This window comes from Streptomyces sp. CA2R106, from assembly GCF_037034245.1.
Lineage (GTDB): Bacteria > Actinomycetota > Actinomycetes > Streptomycetales > Streptomycetaceae > Actinacidiphila.
Genome location: NZ_JBAGKC010000023.1, coordinates 96,360 through 111,931 on the forward strand (window position 1 = coordinate 96,360; position 15,572 = coordinate 111,931).

At 71.8% G+C, this 15,572-nt stretch carries 21 protein-coding genes and 1 pseudogene; 1 reads left to right on the forward strand and 21 read right to left on the reverse strand.

Annotated elements, in window-relative coordinates:
• Window positions 1-3 precede the first annotated feature (3 nt).
• The 17 genes from WA788_RS26580 to WA788_RS26660 all read right to left on the reverse strand — a co-directional run bounded on the left by WA788_RS26580 (window position 4) and on the right by WA788_RS26660 (window position 11,540).
• Window positions 4-849 (reverse strand): bifunctional DNA primase/polymerase, encoded by an 846-nt coding sequence (locus WA788_RS26580; RefSeq protein ID WP_335981336.1) that lies wholly within the window; start codon window positions 847-849, stop codon window positions 4-6.
• Window positions 850-947: 98 nt separating this feature from the next.
• Window positions 948-1,370: a DUF6292 family protein gene (locus tag WA788_RS26585; RefSeq protein WP_335981337.1), complete on the reverse strand. Its 423-nt coding sequence runs from the start codon at window positions 1,368-1,370 to the stop codon at window positions 948-950.
• A 6-nt stretch (window positions 1,371-1,376) separates the two neighbouring features.
• Window positions 1,377-1,550: a hypothetical protein gene (locus WA788_RS26590; RefSeq protein WP_335981339.1), complete on the reverse strand. Its 174-nt coding sequence runs from the start codon at window positions 1,548-1,550 to the stop codon at window positions 1,377-1,379.
• A gap of 7 nt (window positions 1,551-1,557) precedes the next feature.
• The gene (locus WA788_RS26595; protein ID WP_335981342.1) at window positions 1,558-2,196 is read right to left on the reverse strand and encodes a hypothetical protein; all 639 of its coding nucleotides are present in this window, start codon (window positions 2,194-2,196) and stop codon (window positions 1,558-1,560) included.
• A 24-nt stretch (window positions 2,197-2,220) separates the two neighbouring features.
• Complete coding sequence (locus WA788_RS26600; protein ID WP_335981344.1) at window positions 2,221-2,415, reverse strand: hypothetical protein; 195 nt, start codon at window positions 2,413-2,415, stop codon at window positions 2,221-2,223.
• Window positions 2,416-2,627: 212 nt separating this feature from the next.
• On the reverse strand, window positions 2,628-2,879 hold the full coding sequence (locus tag WA788_RS26605; protein WP_335981346.1) for a hypothetical protein: 252 nt from the start codon (window positions 2,877-2,879) through the stop codon (window positions 2,628-2,630).
• 141 nt (window positions 2,880-3,020) lie between these two features.
• The gene (locus tag WA788_RS26610; protein ID WP_335981348.1) at window positions 3,021-5,276 is read right to left on the reverse strand and encodes a cell division protein FtsK; all 2,256 of its coding nucleotides are present in this window, start codon (window positions 5,274-5,276) and stop codon (window positions 3,021-3,023) included.
• 142 nt (window positions 5,277-5,418) lie between these two features.
• Entirely contained in the window at window positions 5,419-5,778 is a 360-nt protein-coding gene (locus WA788_RS26615) for an RRQRL motif-containing zinc-binding protein (protein WP_335981350.1), read from the reverse strand.
• On the reverse strand, window positions 5,775-6,413 hold the full coding sequence (locus WA788_RS26620; RefSeq protein ID WP_335981352.1) for a GGDEF domain-containing protein: 639 nt from the start codon (window positions 6,411-6,413) through the stop codon (window positions 5,775-5,777). Before WA788_RS26620 ends, WA788_RS26615 begins: the two co-directional genes overlap by 4 nt.
• The gene (locus WA788_RS26625; RefSeq protein WP_335981354.1) at window positions 6,410-7,609 is read right to left on the reverse strand and encodes a hypothetical protein; all 1,200 of its coding nucleotides are present in this window, start codon (window positions 7,607-7,609) and stop codon (window positions 6,410-6,412) included. Before WA788_RS26625 ends, WA788_RS26620 begins: the two co-directional genes overlap by 4 nt.
• Window positions 7,606-7,932, reverse strand: coding sequence for a hypothetical protein (locus WA788_RS26630; protein ID WP_335981411.1), 327 nt, complete (start codon window positions 7,930-7,932; stop codon window positions 7,606-7,608). Before WA788_RS26630 ends, WA788_RS26625 begins: the two co-directional genes overlap by 4 nt.
• Entirely contained in the window at window positions 7,932-8,225 is a 294-nt protein-coding gene (locus tag WA788_RS26635; protein ID WP_335981358.1) for a hypothetical protein, read from the reverse strand. Before WA788_RS26635 ends, WA788_RS26630 begins: the two co-directional genes overlap by 1 nt.
• 152 nt (window positions 8,226-8,377) lie before the next feature.
• Window positions 8,378-8,542 carry a hypothetical protein gene (locus WA788_RS26640; protein WP_335981360.1) on the reverse strand — a complete coding sequence of 55 codons (165 nt, stop codon included), beginning with the start codon at window positions 8,540-8,542 and terminating at the stop codon, window positions 8,378-8,380.
• A 103-nt stretch (window positions 8,543-8,645) separates the two neighbouring features.
• Entirely contained in the window at window positions 8,646-9,095 is a 450-nt protein-coding gene (locus WA788_RS26645) for a transcriptional regulator (RefSeq protein ID WP_335981362.1), read from the reverse strand.
• A gap of 164 nt (window positions 9,096-9,259) precedes the next feature.
• Window positions 9,260-9,706, reverse strand: coding sequence for a protein kilB (locus WA788_RS26650; RefSeq protein WP_335981365.1), 447 nt, complete (start codon window positions 9,704-9,706; stop codon window positions 9,260-9,262).
• Complete coding sequence (locus WA788_RS26655) at window positions 9,706-9,891, reverse strand: hypothetical protein (protein WP_335981368.1); 186 nt, start codon at window positions 9,889-9,891, stop codon at window positions 9,706-9,708. Before WA788_RS26655 ends, WA788_RS26650 begins: the two co-directional genes overlap by 1 nt.
• Before the next feature lie 932 nt (window positions 9,892-10,823).
• Window positions 10,824-11,540 carry a GntR family transcriptional regulator gene (locus tag WA788_RS26660; protein ID WP_335981370.1) on the reverse strand — a complete coding sequence of 239 codons (717 nt, stop codon included), beginning with the start codon at window positions 11,538-11,540 and terminating at the stop codon, window positions 10,824-10,826.
• Between the two features lie 56 nt (window positions 11,541-11,596).
• Here WA788_RS26660 and WA788_RS26665 point away from each other — a divergent pair, with 56 nt between their 5' ends.
• Window positions 11,597-12,409 carry a class I SAM-dependent methyltransferase gene (locus WA788_RS26665; RefSeq protein ID WP_335981372.1) on the forward strand — a complete coding sequence of 271 codons (813 nt, stop codon included), beginning with the start codon at window positions 11,597-11,599 and terminating at the stop codon, window positions 12,407-12,409.
• 21 nt (window positions 12,410-12,430) lie between these two features.
• Here the strand turns inward: WA788_RS26665 and WA788_RS36115 are convergent, their stop codons facing one another.
• The 4 genes and pseudogenes from WA788_RS36115 to WA788_RS26680 all read right to left on the reverse strand — a co-directional run bounded on the left by WA788_RS36115 (window position 12,431) and on the right by WA788_RS26680 (window position 15,550).
• A complete protein-coding gene (locus WA788_RS36115) occupies window positions 12,431-12,988 on the reverse strand; it encodes a hypothetical protein (RefSeq protein WP_443034099.1) in 558 nt (185 codons plus the stop codon).
• 77 nt (window positions 12,989-13,065) lie between these two features.
• Window positions 13,066-13,599, reverse strand: a complete 534-nt coding sequence (locus WA788_RS26670) for a hypothetical protein (protein ID WP_335981418.1) — start codon at window positions 13,597-13,599, stop codon at window positions 13,066-13,068.
• 107 nt (window positions 13,600-13,706) lie between these two features.
• Window positions 13,707-14,186: pseudogene (locus WA788_RS26675) on the reverse strand (dTDP-4-dehydrorhamnose 3,5-epimerase family protein); the annotation flags it as partial.
• Entirely contained in the window at window positions 14,183-15,550 is a 1,368-nt protein-coding gene (locus WA788_RS26680) for an ATP-grasp domain-containing protein (protein WP_335981374.1), read from the reverse strand. The pseudogene WA788_RS26675 and the gene WA788_RS26680, both read right to left, overlap by 4 nt.
• Window positions 15,551-15,572 lie beyond the last annotated feature (22 nt).

Sequence of the window (15,572 nt, forward strand, 5' to 3'; positions counted from 1 at the left end):
TGGTCACACCCCCAACCGCGTACGGGCGTTGGTCCACGCGTCGGCGCAGTGCCGGGCGGTCTCGCCCTTGGACTGCGCGGCGGTGAACAGTCGGGTGATGTGGTGGTCGGTGAGGCAGCCGCACCGGCCGTGCGCGGACAGCACCGCGAGGAAGGTGCGGTAGACGGTCGTGTGCACGGCGGTGGGGGCGGTGGTGATGGTCTGTTCGGCCATCGTGATGCCGCGCTCCAGGTAGGCGGGGGTGCGGTGCGGGCAGCACCCGCCCGCGCCCGCCACGGGCGCCGCAGCGACGGGCCGGGCCACGGGCGGCTTCTTCGCGGTCAGGGCGCGCACGGTGTCCGGGAGGGCGGTGAGGGTGCCGGTGCCGGGGCCGAGCCAGCGGGCGTAGGACATGGTGGACTTGATGTCCACTCCGTCCCGAACGCCGTTCACCGACCGCATGGCGCCGCGGTAGATCCAGTGTTCGCCGCGGGTGGTCGGCACGGTGCGGGTGGCGGGCAGGTGGTTGCGGGCCCACGCGATCGCGGCGGCGTGGTCGAGGTCCACGACCGTCAGTCCAGCGCCGCCGGGGTGGTAGGCGACGGCCGCAGCGTGCCGCCATGCCGGCCGCCAGGCCGGGGAGCCGATCACGGCGGGATCGGTGGTGGCGGCGGCCCATCCGTGGCAGGGGTGCGGGCAGGTGCAGGGGCCGGGGGTCTTCATGTTCGGCCGCCCGCCGCACGCGTTGCGCGCGCACGCGCGGCAGTTGCCGACGGGCACTTTGCCCTTGCGCAGCGGCAACACGGGCACGCCGACACCGGCCAGACCGAGGGCCGCGGACAGCAGCGCGGCAGGGTCGGGATAGGGCATCCTGGTGTTCTCCTGTCTGTCTTCGGGCGGATAGGGAGAGCCACGGCGGCGGGCGGACCTTGGTCGGGAGTCCCGCCGCCGTGGTGTGTGAGAACGGGTCAGACGTTGGGGTGGACGTGGTAGGCGGCCAGGCGTTCCTCGAAACCATCGGTGTCGTCTTCGAACTCGCGGAAGAGAGGCGCCAGGCCATACAGGGTCGAGGGCGCGGCGATCAGGGCGGCGCGGGCGGCGGTGACGACCTGTTGCGGGGTGGGCAGAACATCGCGGGTGTAGATGTCGGCCACCCAGTTCAGGGGCTCGTTGGGCTGACCGCCGCCGATGAGCCAGCCATCTTCCTCGTTCCAGCTCAGGACGATGGCCTCGCCGGGGTAGTGGGTTTCGGTGGCGGCGGTGGCGAGAAAGATGCAGGCGTCGCGGGGGTCGTCGGGGTCGGCGAACCAGTCGTCCACACCGATACCCGCCGTGGTCAGGGCGTTGACCACGGCGCCGATGTACGGCCGGTGGGCGTCGTGATAGTTCAACAGGGGTCAGTCCTCCGGGTCAGTGGTCGGCTTGGGCAGGTCGGCGGTGAGGTAGAGGCGGGTGCGCATGCCGTCGCGGGTGGGGTAGGTGCGGGCGGTGCCGGTGGTGAGGAACGCGGCGAGGGTTTCGGTGATGCGGTCGGCGTCGGCCGGGTCGCAGATGATGCGGATGTCGAACACGGTTCTCCTACGCGGCGGTGTCGTGCCGGGCGGTGGGGAGTTCGGGCAGACCGGCCGTGGTGAGCGCGGTGGGGTCGTAGCCGGGCAGGGCGGCGCGGGCGGTGAGGGCGGCGGTGAGCGCGGTGGTGTACTCGCCGCTGGCGCGGGCGGTTTCCACGGCGGCGCGGGCGCGGATGAGTTCGACGGTTTCGACGTGGTGCTGCGTCTCGCGGCGCGTCTCGGTGGCGCGTTCGTGCGCGATGTGCTCGCGGTGGTCGGTGCGCCAGTGGCGGGCGGCGACGACGTAGCCGAGCACGGTCGCGATGCCCCACAGGAGCAGGGGCAGGGGCAGGCCGTCGGTGTAGGCGGCGACCCCGGCAAGAGCAAACGTTCCGGCGGCGGTGAAGCCCATCGCGGCGGCGGCCGGCTCGCCGGACTGACCGCGGGCCAGGGCATTGCCGGCGAACGCGGCGCCGATGGCGAGCGCGCCCATGACCGAGGCGTCGCCGATGGAGTGCTCAGCGCCGTTGGCGTTCCAGATCCGGGCGAGCGCGAGCACGGTCGTGGTGGCCAGGGCCGGGGCGGTCTTGGGCGCGGCGGTCGCGAGCCAGTGGCGCTGTACGAGCGGGGTGGTGGTGCCGGGCGGGGTGTAGGTGGGCAGTTTCACGACGGTGGTTCCTCCGTTCTGGGGTCAGCCGCGCATGCTGCCGATGGCGTGTGCGGTGGCGGTGACGATCTCGGTGATGGGTTCGGCGGCGCCGGTGGCCGCGGCGTAGAAGCCGAAGAGGAACACGACGATCGCGGCGCCGAACGAGGTGGACTTGGTGCGGATGGCGAAGGCGGTGCCGGTGCCGAAGAGCAGCACGGCGGAGATGGAAAGGATCACGACGGGATCTCTCCGATCCGAGAGGGCGGCCGGCGGGCAGGGCGCGGGCGGCCGGGGAAAACTCGTTTGTGAGCGGGGAGTTGAGTGCGTAGGTTTCGAGGGCGCCCGGGTGCTGGCCAGCTCGGGAGGCTAGAGGGTGACCGCGCCCGCCTATCGCGTGCTACGTGAGGGGTCCGCCTTATGGCGGGCGGTCACCACATCTGTGTTTCGGGTCAGCGGGTGCCGTCGCGGTGGATGCCGCGGGCGAGGTTGTAGGCGTGCCGGCCGCGGCGTATGCGGATGCCGTGGCCCTTGCAGCGGCGGCAGGTCTTGCCGCGCTTGGGGCGGCCCTTGCGGTCGGTGGTGGTGGCGAAGCCGAAGCCGTGGCACTTCCCGCACCGGGCGAACGGCTGAGCCGCACACACAGCGACATAACCGAGAGTGATGACGAGGAGGAGGGCGATAGCGGCAAGGATGGGGGTCACAGGGTGCCTCCGGGAGCGGTTTTCGGGGTTTGCGCAGGTGGGCCACTATCGTCTAGCGGCCTGATCACGTGGGGTGCGGGGTGCTAGCGGGGTCTCTAGCGCTAGAGGGCCAACCCTCTAGCGCTAGAGACCCCGGGTCGGTCAGCCCGCGGACCGCTTACGGTCACGCTCCGCAATCGCTGTGGTGATGTGGGCCCGCTCGAAACCGGTCCGGTTGACGGTCTTGCCCTCGATCCGCCGGGCGACCTGCCCCGTGGTGATGCCGTGCGGCTTGAGCGCGGTGGTGAGCTGCCGCGCCTTGTCGGCCGGCTCCATCTCCCCCCACGCCCCGTACAGCTCCGGGCGCAGCTCGGCGAGCCGGTCAACGGTCACGTCGTTCCACGCCTTGGCCTCCTTGGCGGGCGTGACCGCGGCGATGTCCTCCAACAGCGTGTCCGCCGTGGTGTCCCGACGCTCCGGCGCCTGACCTGCGGCGAGACCGGTCAGGGTGCCGGCCTGCTCACGGGCGGCGCGGGCGCGCTCGCAGATCGCGTCGGCGGCGGGGTTGTCGAGGTAGTACGTGCGGACGATCTGCGGGTCGTCGGCGGCGCCCGCGAGGTAGCCGATGCCGCGGTCGCGCTTGGTGAACGTGGTCGCCCGGATGCCGTTCTTGTACGCGGACGTGCCCAGGATCATGTCGTTCTCGATCTGGCCCATGACCCGCAGGCAGAACCGGGTCCCGACGTTCGCGCTGATCGACGTGGGCAGGGAGTCCTTGTCGGGGCGCTGCGTGGCGAGCAGCAGCATCACGCCCAGCGCTCGGCCGCGCTTGATGATGGCCGTGCACAGGTGGCCGGCCTCCTTGCCGAACTCCGGGTGGGAGAACAGCTCCTGGCACTCATCCACGGCCAGGACCAGCGGATGAAGTCCCAGGGAGCGCACCGGGGCAAGCTCCGGGGTGACCTTGTTCTCCGGGCACTTGTCCTTCGGCAGCGAGCTGATGACCTTCGCGCGCCGCTCCAGGTCGGCGTAGACGTACCGGATCGACTCCAGCGCCGCCGCCGCGGTCGCGTCGTCCGGGCCGGACCCGTAGTCCGCGGCCACCTTCTCCAGCGGCCCCAGGTCGCCCGTGCCCTTCAACTCCCACACCAGCAGTTCGGCCAGCGGGTCGAGGGCGGCGGCCAGCAGCGGCAGGCGCAGGGAGAACGTCTTGCCCATGCCGGGCATGGCGCCGATCAGCACGTTGTCGTACATCAGAGTCACGTCCACCGGCCGGCCACGCTGATCCAGGCCGAACGGCACCGGCTTGAACAACGAGATCGCACCGGCCTTGGCCAGCGGACCCGCGACGGGCGGCAGCTTGTTCAGGGCCTTGTCACCGACCCAGAGCATCATCCGCCCGGCGTGCTCATCCGCCACCGGCTCCGGCCACACGCAGCCCAGCGGGCGACGCAGACCCGACGCGAGCCGGTCGCGCCGGTCCAAGATGTCCGTCACCGTCACGCCGTAGGGGAGATCCACGTCGGCACGCCACCCGGGCCCGTCACGGGTGATCGGCGCGGGGAACTTGATGCCCTCCCCGCCCTTGCCCAACGCCTTGTTGATCTCCGCGTTCCCCAACGCGCCCAGGGCGCGTTCGACGATGCCGGAGGTGAGGCGTTCCACCTCGGTCGCGACCACGGCGCGGGTGACGACGGGCTTGTCCGCGGGGGCGCCGGCGAACCCGAACACGGCCACCAGCGCGGCCACCGTGACCGCGAGCATCCACGTCGGGGCGAGCACCCACAGGGCCAACGCCAGGATCGGCCCGGTGATGCACGCCAGGGTGAACAGGATGCCGCGCAGCTTCACCCGGCCGTCGCGCTGCCGCGAGAGCTTGAGGTAGTCGTCGGCGTCTTCCCGCTTCGCGGCGGCCTGCCGCAACGGCTCGCCCTCGGCGTCGGCGACCCAGCGCAGGGCCCCGCCGATGAACTTCGCCGCGCCGACCGGGGCGCGGGCGGTGAGCACCGCCGCGTACCAGGGGGCGCGCACGGCGTGGAAGGCGGCGGTGTGCCCGGCGTGCCCGGCAAGCCACCCGGCCGCGGTGACGAACTCCGGGCGCGAGCGCGCCCACGGCGGCAGCACCGCCCGACGCTGCCCGCCCCGGATACGGTCCATCACCCCCGGACCCGTCGGCCCGGGGGCGTCCACCATCACCGCACCCGCGTCGGCCGACTCACCACCCGACACGTCGGGTACCGCGTCGGGGGTGGTGTCGGCCGACCGATCCGCCGACGCGTCGGGCGACGCGAGCCGGTCCGGGTCGGCCGACTCACGGGCGGCCCGGGCCTTGCCCAGGTCGACCACGGCTCCGCCGGAGTCGGCCGACAAGTCGGCCTCCAACCGGTCGAAGAACTCGTTCTCGTCTTCGTGGTTCACTGAATGTCCTCCCCGGACACAAGGGGTTGGAAGGGGGTCCGGGCGGCGCTTTGGACGGCCTACCGTCCGGACCCCCGCTGTGTGGTGCGTGCCCCGGGCCGGAGTCGAACCGGCCCTGCGACCATCGGGGCGGCGGTGTTGGTCAGGCGCTGTAAGCGCACGGCACGCACGTGCCGAGCGAGGCCGGCAGGACGTATCCGGCGTCGCGCTCGCAGATGGGGCAGGTGCGGCGGGCCCGCAGCGCCGCGGCGAGCGCGGCCCGCTTGCCCGGCGTCAACGGCCGTACCGGCAAGGCTCGGTCGGTCCGGTAGAGGTAGGCGACCCGCACCACGCCGCGGGTCTTCCGCGAGTGCCACATGAGTTGTGCGGCGACTGGTTGCCCGCCGGGCCGCAACCCGTCCGCGCGCAACTGGCGTCGGGTCGCGTAGCCGTCCGGAGCAAGCCGGAAGGGGAACGTCGGCAACCCGTACCGTTCGCCGGTCGGGTCGTAGAAGCGACTCACGCTGCCACCCCTGCGGCCGGGCCACCGCGGCGCCCGGGGCGGCGGCCGGCCAGGGTCGCGAGCAGCGAGCCGAGACCGGCCCGCCGCACCCGCGCGCGGGTGCGCTTGGCTGCGTACATCGCCTCATCCGCCCGGCGCAGCAGCGCGGACAGGTCCTCGCTGGGGAAGTCCGCGGCGCGCGCCCACCCCAGCGAAACCGTGGTGTGCACCGCCGGGTCGATGCCGTCGGCCGGGCGGGCGAGCACGCCACCAAGGACGGCGAGCAGGTCGGCGGCGGTGTTGTCACGGTCGATGAGCACCGCGGCGAACTCGTCACCCCCGAGCCGCCCGGCGACCCCGGCACGGCCGGTGTAGTGGGCCAAGCGGGCGGCGGTCGCGGCGAGCAGGGCGTCACCGGCGGCGTGGCCGTGGGTGTCGTTGACCTGCTTGAAGTGGTCCACGTCCGCGAGCACCACCACCGCACGAGGGTCACGCAACAGCCGGGCCGCGCGGCGGGTGAACGCCTCCCTCGTCCACAACCCGGTGAGCGGGTCACGGCGGGCGGCAGTCAACCGGCCGCGCAGCCACGCCCAGTGCGCCGACCATCCGGCCGCCACCGGAACGCCGGCCGCGACCGCGGCAAGCAGCGTGTTCATGCCGCCACCGCCTCAGCGTCGCCGACCGGTTCGGCGGCCGTGTCGCGCTCGGCGCGCAGCACGTCACGGGCCGTCCGGGCATGCTGCGCACCGCAGTTCACGGCCTGCCGGATACGGTCGGCCGTCAACTCCGCGACCGGCCACGCCTCGGTGGCGGTGCGGGCGTCGGCCAGCACGTCGTCAAGGCTGCGGCGGGCCGGACGCTTGGCGACAGGCTTGGCGGGGCGCTTGCGCGGTGCGGGAGTGGGAAGGGCAGGTGCGGGTGAGTGTGTCTCCGGCGCCGGGTCGGGAGCGGGGTTGGTGGTCGGGGTGGCTTCGGCGTCTGCCGGGGCGGGTTTCCTCGGTGCGGTGGCGGTGGCCAGGGCTGCGAGGGAGCGAGCCGCACGGCGGTGCAACCTGGGTGTCATACCGGGTGTGGGCGTGCCGGTCCTGATCTCCCATGCGCGCTCGAACGCGTCCTCAAAGGACAGTTCACCGAACGGCGCGGCAGACATGAGTCGATCCGCCACGCGGGCAACGGAACGGTGCTGGCGCCGGCGGCGCCGGTCGTGCCGGCGGCGCGCCTCGGCCTGCGCGTCCTCGGTCTTGGTGGACAGGGTTGCCACCCACTGACGGATCTCGAACAGCAGCGGACCGAGCAACGTGACCGCGGCCAGTCCCATGCCGGCGGTCTGCGCGTCCGACGCGGACAGGCCCAACAAGTGGGTGCCGTACCGGTAGTTGATGGATGCGGCGAAACCGGCCGCGGCGACCACCAGGGCGCGCAGCAGCCACCGAACCCAGCCCGGCAGGCTACGTTCGTCCGCGTAGGCGACACCGGCCGCCAGCACCCACGCCGCGCCCTCGATCGCCAGCGGAAGGGGCAGCAGCAACGGCGAGATAGAGATGAAGTGCAGGATCTGAGCGGGCAGCGACCCCAACGCGGAAGCGACGACCAGAGCGAGTGTGCCCCTGCGGTACACGTTCCCCGCCGTCAGCGCAGCGCGGCGAGCAGCACGCCGGGCCGCGCGAGCCTGCGCCTTCGCGTGCTTGGCCTGCGCCTTGTCTGCCGCGCGCTGCTCACGCAACCGGGCTGCACGCTGATCCGCGACCTCTTGACGCGCGGCCCGCCGCGCATCGGCGGCGGCCTCGTCGATACGTCGCTGTTCAGCCTCCACGACCCGATCGGCCCGGCGCTCTTCGGCGTACAAGCTCATGCCGCACCCCCGGTCGGTGCTGCCACGGCGGCGAAGCCGGTCAGGCAGACACGGGCGCCGGCGTAGTCGCTGAAAGCCTTCAACACCCACGTGTCGCCCGCGTTCTGCGTGCCGCAGGTCACCAGGCCGGGAGCGATGCCCAGCGCTTCGCGCCACGCCTCGAACGTGTCAAGGCCCTCGTGCAAGGACACGTCCAAGCGGTCCGGGTAGACATCACTGACACGGACGGTCCCCGCGGGCAGGCCGGGGAACTCCGCAACCAGCACCCGCAGCGCCAGCAGCGGCGCCCGCACATCGGCGAGCGTCGGCAAGGGATCGGTCATCACGCTGCGACCCCGTTCCGGTTGGACCGGCGACGCGCGGTCGTCCGCGGCAGCACCGCCACGTCGAACAGCTCCGGCGCGTACGCCTCGATCGCCTCGGCGGCAACCTGGCTCACCCGGTCCGGAAGCGTCGGGTCGTCGGCGAGGATGTCAGCCGCCGCAGCAAGCCGGGCCGCGCGCTCTTCGTCGCTCTCGCCGGGAACCCCGAGCCACAGCTCAACCGGGGTACCCAACGCCAGTTCCACAAAGTCGTTGTCGGTGGCCGCCAGGTGGCGGCCGATGTACGCACGCATGAGAGATCTCCGTCAATCGAAGGGGAAGGGAGAGCCGCGGCGGCGGGCGGACCTTGGTCGGGAGTCCCACCGCCGCAGCCAGGAAGAAAAGCGCCCCGGGCCGGATTCGATCCGGCGCCCTCACGGCGTGATGCCGGGGCGGGTGGTGCAGATCAGGAAGGGTCCGCGCCGGCAACCGGGACGGTGCCGGTCTCGCTGATCGCGGCGGAGAGCGCAAGGCGGGACCAGACGTCCGCCTCGGCGATGTCCTGCGGCGTCGGTCGAGCGGCGCCCGTCAGGTGCCGGATAGCGCGGTCGCGCAGCTCAGCAGCGGTCATAGCAGGCATGGGTTCCTCTCCGGGCCGGACTGTCCGACTCCCCTCCACCGCCCACCCCAGCCAGGCCAGTCGGGGTAGGCGGATCAGGCAGTCGTCAGGCCGGTCAGACGAGGGTGATCAGCAGCGCGCCGACCAGAAGCCACAGGTGGTGCCAGCTCTGATCAAGCGCGTAGGCGCCGGTGCCGATCGAGGGGTTGTCGTCGTGGCCGGGCCGCGGGGCACCGAGGCGGTAGAAGCCGCCCTGCCCCAGCCGCTCGGCGAGACGGGCGAGGGTGGACCGGCGGTCGGCCCACCAGTGCGTGACCGCATCCACCCCCAGCCCGGCGACCATGCCCCACACCGACAGGTGCAGACCGAGCAGCAGCCCGGCCGGCAGCAGCACGACCAACTTGGTCACGGTCAGGGTGGCGACGTGGCGGGCGTCGGCCAGGCGACCGACCCAGCCCGGGCGGCCCTTGGCCGCGGACTGCGCGGAGGTCTGCACCCAGTGGTCACCCACCGAGTGCGCGACGTACAAGGCGACGAACGTCGCGGCGAAGGTGGCAGCGTGCATGGAAACTCCCAACGGGATGAGTGGACAGGGAGAGCCGCGGCGGCGGGCGGACCTTGGTCGGGAGTCCCACCGCCGCGGCCAGGAAGAAAAGCGCCCCGGGCCCGATCCGATCGGGCGTCGTCACGGCCCCCGCACGGGCGGGTCCGGAGCTGGTGGCGCGGGGGTCAGTTCCGAGCACCCTCGGCAATCAGCCGGTCCACCGCGGCGATGGCCGCCGTGCGGCGGGCGGTGAGCGCATCGGGGTCCGGCGCGCCGCGCAAGGCGTAGGTGGCGTCGGCCGCCGCGCGGGCCACCGGCGCCAACTCCGGGGCGAGAATCGACAGCAGCGTCAGCGGCCCTGTGATCGCGGCGCGGGTGGCGTGGCTCTCGGCCCGCGCCGCCGCATACGCCTCGGGAGCGTCGCCGGTCAACCGCAGATCCTCACGAACCCACATCGCCCGCCGGTGATCCGCCAGCGCGGACACCAGCGCCGTGAGCGCCGCACGGCGCTCCCGGGCTTGGTCCGCGGCCCGAGCCTCGGCCCGGGCCGCACGCCCGGCCCGTTCCTGCAACACGTAGGCGACCACCGACCCCGCCAGGGTGCCGATGACCGCGACGATCGCACTGACCATCAGTGCCTCCCGGGCTGGTCGGTGAGGTGCGCGGCGTCCGTGTGGGCGTCGCGGATCATGTCCTGCTGCCAGGCCAGGTCACCGCCGGACGCCGGCGGGTCCTGCTTCGCCAGATCCGCAGCCCACGTGTCGGCCTGCGCCTGGAGCTTCTGCGCGGCGTAGTCGGTGCTGCTCGCCGGCCCCACCGGGCCCCGCCGGCGGCGTTGCCGTTCGTCTGGGTCTGTCCGGACTGCTCACGCGCCGCGGCGGCGGTGGCCGGGCTGTTGTGCTGCGCGTAGTCCTCACGCGCCTGCGCCAACAACTCCGCAACGGGGTCCGGCTGTTGGGTCTGGTCGGTGTCACCAGAGCGGAATAAGCTCATCGGTGGTCCCTTCGGGATCGACAGGGCGCACCCCGCAAGCTGCCAGGCGAAGGGGGTGCGCCCGCTGGTGTTCGTACGGCTGATCAGTGAGTTCGAGCAGCCACGGCCGCCGCACCGCCGCGCCCCGAAGGGGTGGGCGGCACGGGACCGTGCGTGCTCGCACGCAGCCCAATCCCGGCCAGAAGGCCCCGCAGGGCCGAACCGAGTCCGGATCAGGTGATGACGCGAAGGGCCACCGCCGCGCCGGTCCCGCGCGGCGGTTCCCAGGTATGTCGTCGGTACACACCGACCTCCACCAAGTAGTGACGGACGTGGCGGATCTCAGATGGGCGCGGGCCGGCTCGCCCCGGGGAGATCCATTCCGAGGGTCGTCGCTGGCCAAGGTCGGCCGCGCCGTTCTTTGAGCCGGTTGCGTGTCCCATGTACGGGCTGCCGTCTTAAGGGCCGCCCGAGGTGTCAGGGCGCGAACCCCTTCTCTACCGGCTGGTCTCCACTCGCCTCGACCGGTGCGGTCACGGTCGTCATGCAGCGGTGGATCACGCTGTTGAGTTTTCGACGTGGCAGCCGCCCCTCCGAAAGCTCCGGATCGGGCGGTGGTCACACCAAGAGACTGGACCGGTGGACCGGTCCAGTCAAGTCCGGAATCTGCAATCGATCGGCCGACTGGATAGAATATGCAGGTGAGGGCGCGAATGGAGTCATCAAAAAAGCTGAACCGGTGGACCGGTCCAGCTAGCTTGAGGTCTCACAGGGCTTCTACATCGCGTACCTATCGACCTGTTCGAACAGCGAAGAGGGCGTGACGCCCTCTTCGCAGACCAGGGGGCGCCCCTGCTGGTCGTGCGCCGTGTGCACCAGCACGGCCACCGGGGTGCCTTCCGCCACGTTCAATCGCCCCGCTTCCACCTCCGTGGCGAGCCGCACGGTCGTGACGTCCACCCCCTCGACCGGGAATCGTCCCGTCTGCCGTCGGACGTACCGCGTCGTTCCCTCCGCGATCGGGGCGGTGTCGGCGAGGCGGGGTGACGCTTCGGCGATCTCCGGCGGGAACCACGCCTCAACGCAACTGTTCGGGGTTCCGTCGGGGAGTTGGAGGATGCGGATGCGCCGAAGCGCGCGTGTTCCTGGTGGGAGTCCAAGCGCGGTGGCGACGTGCGCCGGGGGTTCTGACCAATCTGGCGTGCCCACGCGGAGGAACGGCATTCCGCCCAGGATGCGCGCGGACCCCGCGCGGCGGGCGCCGGCGGGGCGGGCCACAGGCGTCTCCGTGACGACGAAGCCAGTACCCTGCTTGGCTACGACCACCCCGTCGCTGCGCAACACGTCCACGGCCTTGATGGCGGTCGCGCGTGAGACGTCCCACTGCTCGGCCAGGTCGCGGCCCGACGGGATGGTATCCCCGGGCGCGTACTCGCCTGCGGCGATGCGCGTTCGTAGGGACTCTGCGATCTCCTCGTACTTCAGAACGGCCATGGCTTCCCCTTTTCCGCGCACTGGACTGGTCCACCGGTACACACGATACTGCGAGCATGTCGAATGTCGAATTGGCTCCCTCCGTGATGCGGTTCTACGGCGAGACTGTGAACGAGGACAGCCGCCTGCGTAGCTCGGCGGACGGACGGATGGAACTGATCAGGACCCAAGAACTCCTCCGACGCTTCCTGCCGGACCCGCCGGCTCGCGTCCTTGACGTGGGCGGAGGGACTGGCATTCATGCCGAATGGCTGGTGAGGGATGGGTATGAGGTCAAGCTGGTGGACCCGGTGCCTCGCCACGTGGAGGCCGCGTCGGACGTGTGTCCGGCGGTCGTGGGGGACGCTCGCGCCCTGTCGGAGGCGAGCGACAGCTTTGACGTCGTGCAGTTGCTCGGACCGCTTTACCACCTGCCGGACCTTGCCGATCGGCAGCGGGCTTTGGCAGAAGCGGTTCGAGTGGTGCGGCCCGGTGGGCTCGTTGCCGCAGCGGCAATTAATCGCTATGCGTCACTATTTGAGCACGTAACGTATGCCCACTTGCACGTCGATCGAATTCACGAATCCGTGTCCAAGATTCTTGAGACTGCCGTCTACGACGGAGTACGAGGGTTCACCCTGTCGTACTTCCACCGCGCCGAAGAACTTGCAGCGGAGCTTGTGGAGTCTGGGCTGCTTGATGTGCAGGTCTTTGGCATCGAGGGACCCGCTTGGTCGCTCGTGAAGGCTGCAGAGCAGCAGCCTGGCACGGGTCCAACGGACGACCTGATCGCTTCGGCCATGGACGCTGCCCGCATGGCGGAGCCCTACCCAGAGCTGCTTGCCGCCAGTTCGCACTTCCTTGCGGTTGGTCGTACGCCGTCGGCGTGATTGACCAGAAAGTCATGGGTCTCAGTTGTGGTCTCGGTTCTCCAGCAATCCGCCCCCGTCCGCCCTCGTCCGTGCACGTCTGCAATGGCGGTTGACCTGCGACAACGGACGGGAGTGGACCACAGCGGACCAAGATCGGACAACTTGTAAAGCGTAGGTCGTCGGTTCGAACCCGACAGGGGGCTCTTCCGCAGGCCCGGGTCGGACCGTCTCCGACCCGGGCTCGCGTGCTGTCACCGCGGCTCTTCCGCGCCGGCCGGCTCGGCCGGATCGACTTCGAACCGGACCTCCGCGAGCAGCTCGGCCACCTTGCCGGCCACCTCCGCGGCGCCGGGGGGCGTGCACCGCGAAGTAGCCGATGCGTTGCCAACCGTCACGGCAGACCGGGATCACGTCGTCCGGGGCGACCTTGATCCTGTGCAGGAAGACCGCCGGGTCCTCGGCCAGCCGCGCCGCGCCGCGCACCTCGCGGAGCTTTCCGGCCGGCGGGTGGAACCACCGTACGGACGCGGTGGAGGTGGGCGGACCGGGCAGTTCCGGGTCCAGGCCGGCCAGCAGGCGGATCTGGTCGCCGTACATGGAGAAGCCGTCGTAGCTGCGTTCGGCGAGTTCCGGGGTGAAGGCCCCGGGCACGCGGGCGGCGCACGCTCCAGGGGTCACTCGCTCCGCAACTGCCGGACACTCGGGGCGAGCAGCGGCAGGAAGGCAGCGGCGAGGAAGATCAGGCCGCCGGTGAAGGCGACACGGGTGTCGCCGAACGCGATCGCCAGCGGCCCGATGACGGCCTGGCCGAGCGGTACGCCGACGAACGAGACGAGGTCGTCGTGGGAGGAGATGCGGGACAGCGTCTTGTTCGGCACGTGCTGTTGCAGCGAGGTCTCCCAGGCGGGCCCGAACACGCCCGAGCCGGCTCCGGCCGCGGCCGCGGTGAGGATGAGCAACCACTCGGGGGAGTGCAGCCCCAGGGCGATGACAGGCAGCGAGCCGAGCAGCAGGAACGCCTGGCCGGTGCCGAGCAGGCGGGTGAACGCCAGCCGGTACATCAGCACGCTGAGTGCCAGGACGCCGACCGCCCGGGCGCTGACCACCGCGCCCCATCCCGAGGCGCCGATGGAGTGCGTGGCGATTTCGGGCCCGAGGACGCCGAAGACGCCCGAGCGGACGCAGTTGGTGACGCACAGGGACAGCACCACGGCAGAGCGGACAGGGCGGGCAGGCGTCCCGCGGCGAGGGCTTGCCGGAGGGTCGGCGCGGACCCGTCGCGCGGACCGACCTTGAGGGCCAGCGGCTTGCCGTACCGGTCCGTGGACGGCCAGTCGATCCCCAGCCCCGGATCGAGCGGGTTGACGCTGTGTTCGCGGTCGGGCAAGAAGGGCTGCGAGCAGACGTAGACCAGGGTGGAGCGGTCCGCCAGGCTGCCGTACGCGTGGCCCAGGCCCTCGCTGAGGTACACCGCGTGGCGGTCGACGTCGTCCAGCACGGTCCCCTCCCACTGTCCGAAGGTGGGTGAGCCCACGCGCAGGTCCACCACGACGTCCCACACCGCACCGGACACGCAGTGCAGGTACTTCGCCTGCCCGGGCGGCAGGTCGCCGTAGTGGACGCCGAAGACGCTACCCGCGCGGGCCACTGTCACGTTGAGATGGCCGAGTGTGAGCGGCCGGCCGGCCGACTGCGGCGGCGAACTCCGGTGCGCTGTAGGGCTCGACGTGCACGCCGCGCTCACCGCTGAGCACCGGCGCGGCGAAGAGCCAGGCCCCTGTGATACCCAACTCACGGACGTCCACCGGTGGCCTCCGTCCCGCTGTCCTGGTCGACGACGACTGCCACCCGCGCCAGCAACGCGTCCGCCCGGGCGTTGACGGCGGCGTCGTCCCTGCCGTGGACGACGAAGTGCCCGACCCGCCCCTTGTTCGACTGCGGGCCGGTCACGGCACTGCCCAGCGGCCGGGTGACCTGGACCAGGTGCACCTCGCCGCCGGGTTCGGGCAGGTTCCGCAGCTCCTTCAGCACACCCGGGGCCGGCGAGACCACCAACCGGGACACGGCGTGCCCGCTGTGACGCGGTTCGACGTCGACCGGCCGACCGAGCGCCAGGTCGACACTGGCCCGCGGCATGCTGACACCGAGGGCGAGTTCGACCAGCACACCGATACGACCGGCTCCGATCCTGGCCGCGGCCTCGATCACCTTGCAGTCGCCGTCGGGTGTGACGATCACCTCCGTGTGGGAGACGCTGTCCGTGATGCCGAGCGCCGCCAGCGTCCGCGTCGCCTCCGCGAGCACGCGGTCTTCGAGTTCCGGGGTGAGGTGCGTGGGCAGGGAGTGGCCGATCTCGACGCGGTGCGCGCCGGGCGTCGTGATCTTCCGGGTGATCGCCAGGTGTCGGCTGTGCCCGTCCTGGGTCACCGACTCGATGCTGTACTCCTGCCCGGCGACGTACTCCTGGACCAGGACCCGGTCGTCGAGCGCGATGCCGAGCGGCGCCGTCTCCCCGCCCTGCCGCCGTGCCGCGGCATACGCCTCGGGCAGCCGGAGCGGATCGGACACGACGCTCACGCCGTTGGACCCGGCGTTCGCTGCGGGCTTCACGACCACGGGCAACGCGAGCCGGTCCGGGACGAGGCCGAGCAGTTCGGCCTCGGACCCGGCCACCAGGGTCGAGGGGGCGTGCACGCCGTGCGCCGCGAATCGGGCGGCCATCACCGCCTTGTTGCGTGGGCCGTCCGCGAGGTCCGGGTCATTGCCCGGCAGTTTCAGCCGTCCGCAGAGCCGCGCGGCCAGAGGCGTGAGGTACTCGTTGCCCGTGTGGATGCCGTCGATGCGGTGCGCGGCCGCGTAGTCGGCGAGTTCGTCCATGATGTCCCGGGCGGCGAAGTCGACGACGGGGTTCGCGTGGACGGCGCCCCAGACTGGCTCGCCGTCCGGCGGCCGCACCCGCGTGGTGGCGCAGTGCACCTCGTGGCCGAGTGCCGCGGCGGTGGTGACCACGGCCTCGGTGTCCGGTCGCAGCCGCCGTCCCTCAACGGTCTCCAGCACCGGGTGCCGAGTCCGGCTGATCCGGCCGAGCCGCTCCAGGCCCGCGCTGGCGTGCCATTCGTACGACGCCTCGCGCAGGTGCCGTTCGCTCCCCGGGGGCAACTCCGCGAGCAGGGGAGCGGCA

What these genes read in the sequence shown, in the direction of transcription:
- WA788_RS26580 (WP_335981336.1), bottom strand. Translation starts at nt 849, where the DNA reads ATGCCCTATCCCGACCCTGCCGCGCTGCTGTCCGCGGCCCTCGGTCTG.
- WA788_RS26620 (WP_335981352.1), bottom strand. Translation starts at nt 6,413, where the DNA reads ATGAACACGCTGCTTGCCGCGGTCGCGGCCGGCGTTCCGGTGGCGGCC.
- WA788_RS26625 (WP_335981354.1), bottom strand. Translation starts at nt 7,609, where the DNA reads ATGAGCTTGTACGCCGAAGAGCGCCGGGCCGATCGGGTCGTGGAGGCT.
- WA788_RS26630 (WP_335981411.1), bottom strand. Translation starts at nt 7,932, where the DNA reads ATGACCGATCCCTTGCCGACGCTCGCCGATGTGCGGGCGCCGCTGCTG.
- WA788_RS26635 (WP_335981358.1), bottom strand. Translation starts at nt 8,225, where the DNA reads ATGCGTGCGTACATCGGCCGCCACCTGGCGGCCACCGACAACGACTTT.
- WA788_RS26640 (WP_335981360.1), bottom strand. Translation starts at nt 8,542, where the DNA reads ATGACCGCTGCTGAGCTGCGCGACCGCGCTATCCGGCACCTGACGGGC.
- WA788_RS26645 (WP_335981362.1), bottom strand. Translation starts at nt 9,095, where the DNA reads ATGCACGCTGCCACCTTCGCCGCGACGTTCGTCGCCTTGTACGTCGCG.
- WA788_RS26650 (WP_335981365.1), bottom strand. Translation starts at nt 9,706, where the DNA reads ATGGTCAGTGCGATCGTCGCGGTCATCGGCACCCTGGCGGGGTCGGTG.
- WA788_RS26660 (WP_335981370.1), bottom strand. Translation starts at nt 11,540, where the DNA reads ATGGCCGTTCTGAAGTACGAGGAGATCGCAGAGTCCCTACGAACGCGC.
- WA788_RS26665 (WP_335981372.1), top strand. Translation starts at nt 11,597, where the DNA reads ATGTCGAATGTCGAATTGGCTCCCTCCGTGATGCGGTTCTACGGCGAG.
- WA788_RS36115 (WP_443034099.1), bottom strand. Translation starts at nt 12,988, where the DNA reads ATGTACGGCGACCAGATCCGCCTGCTGGCCGGCCTGGACCCGGAACTG.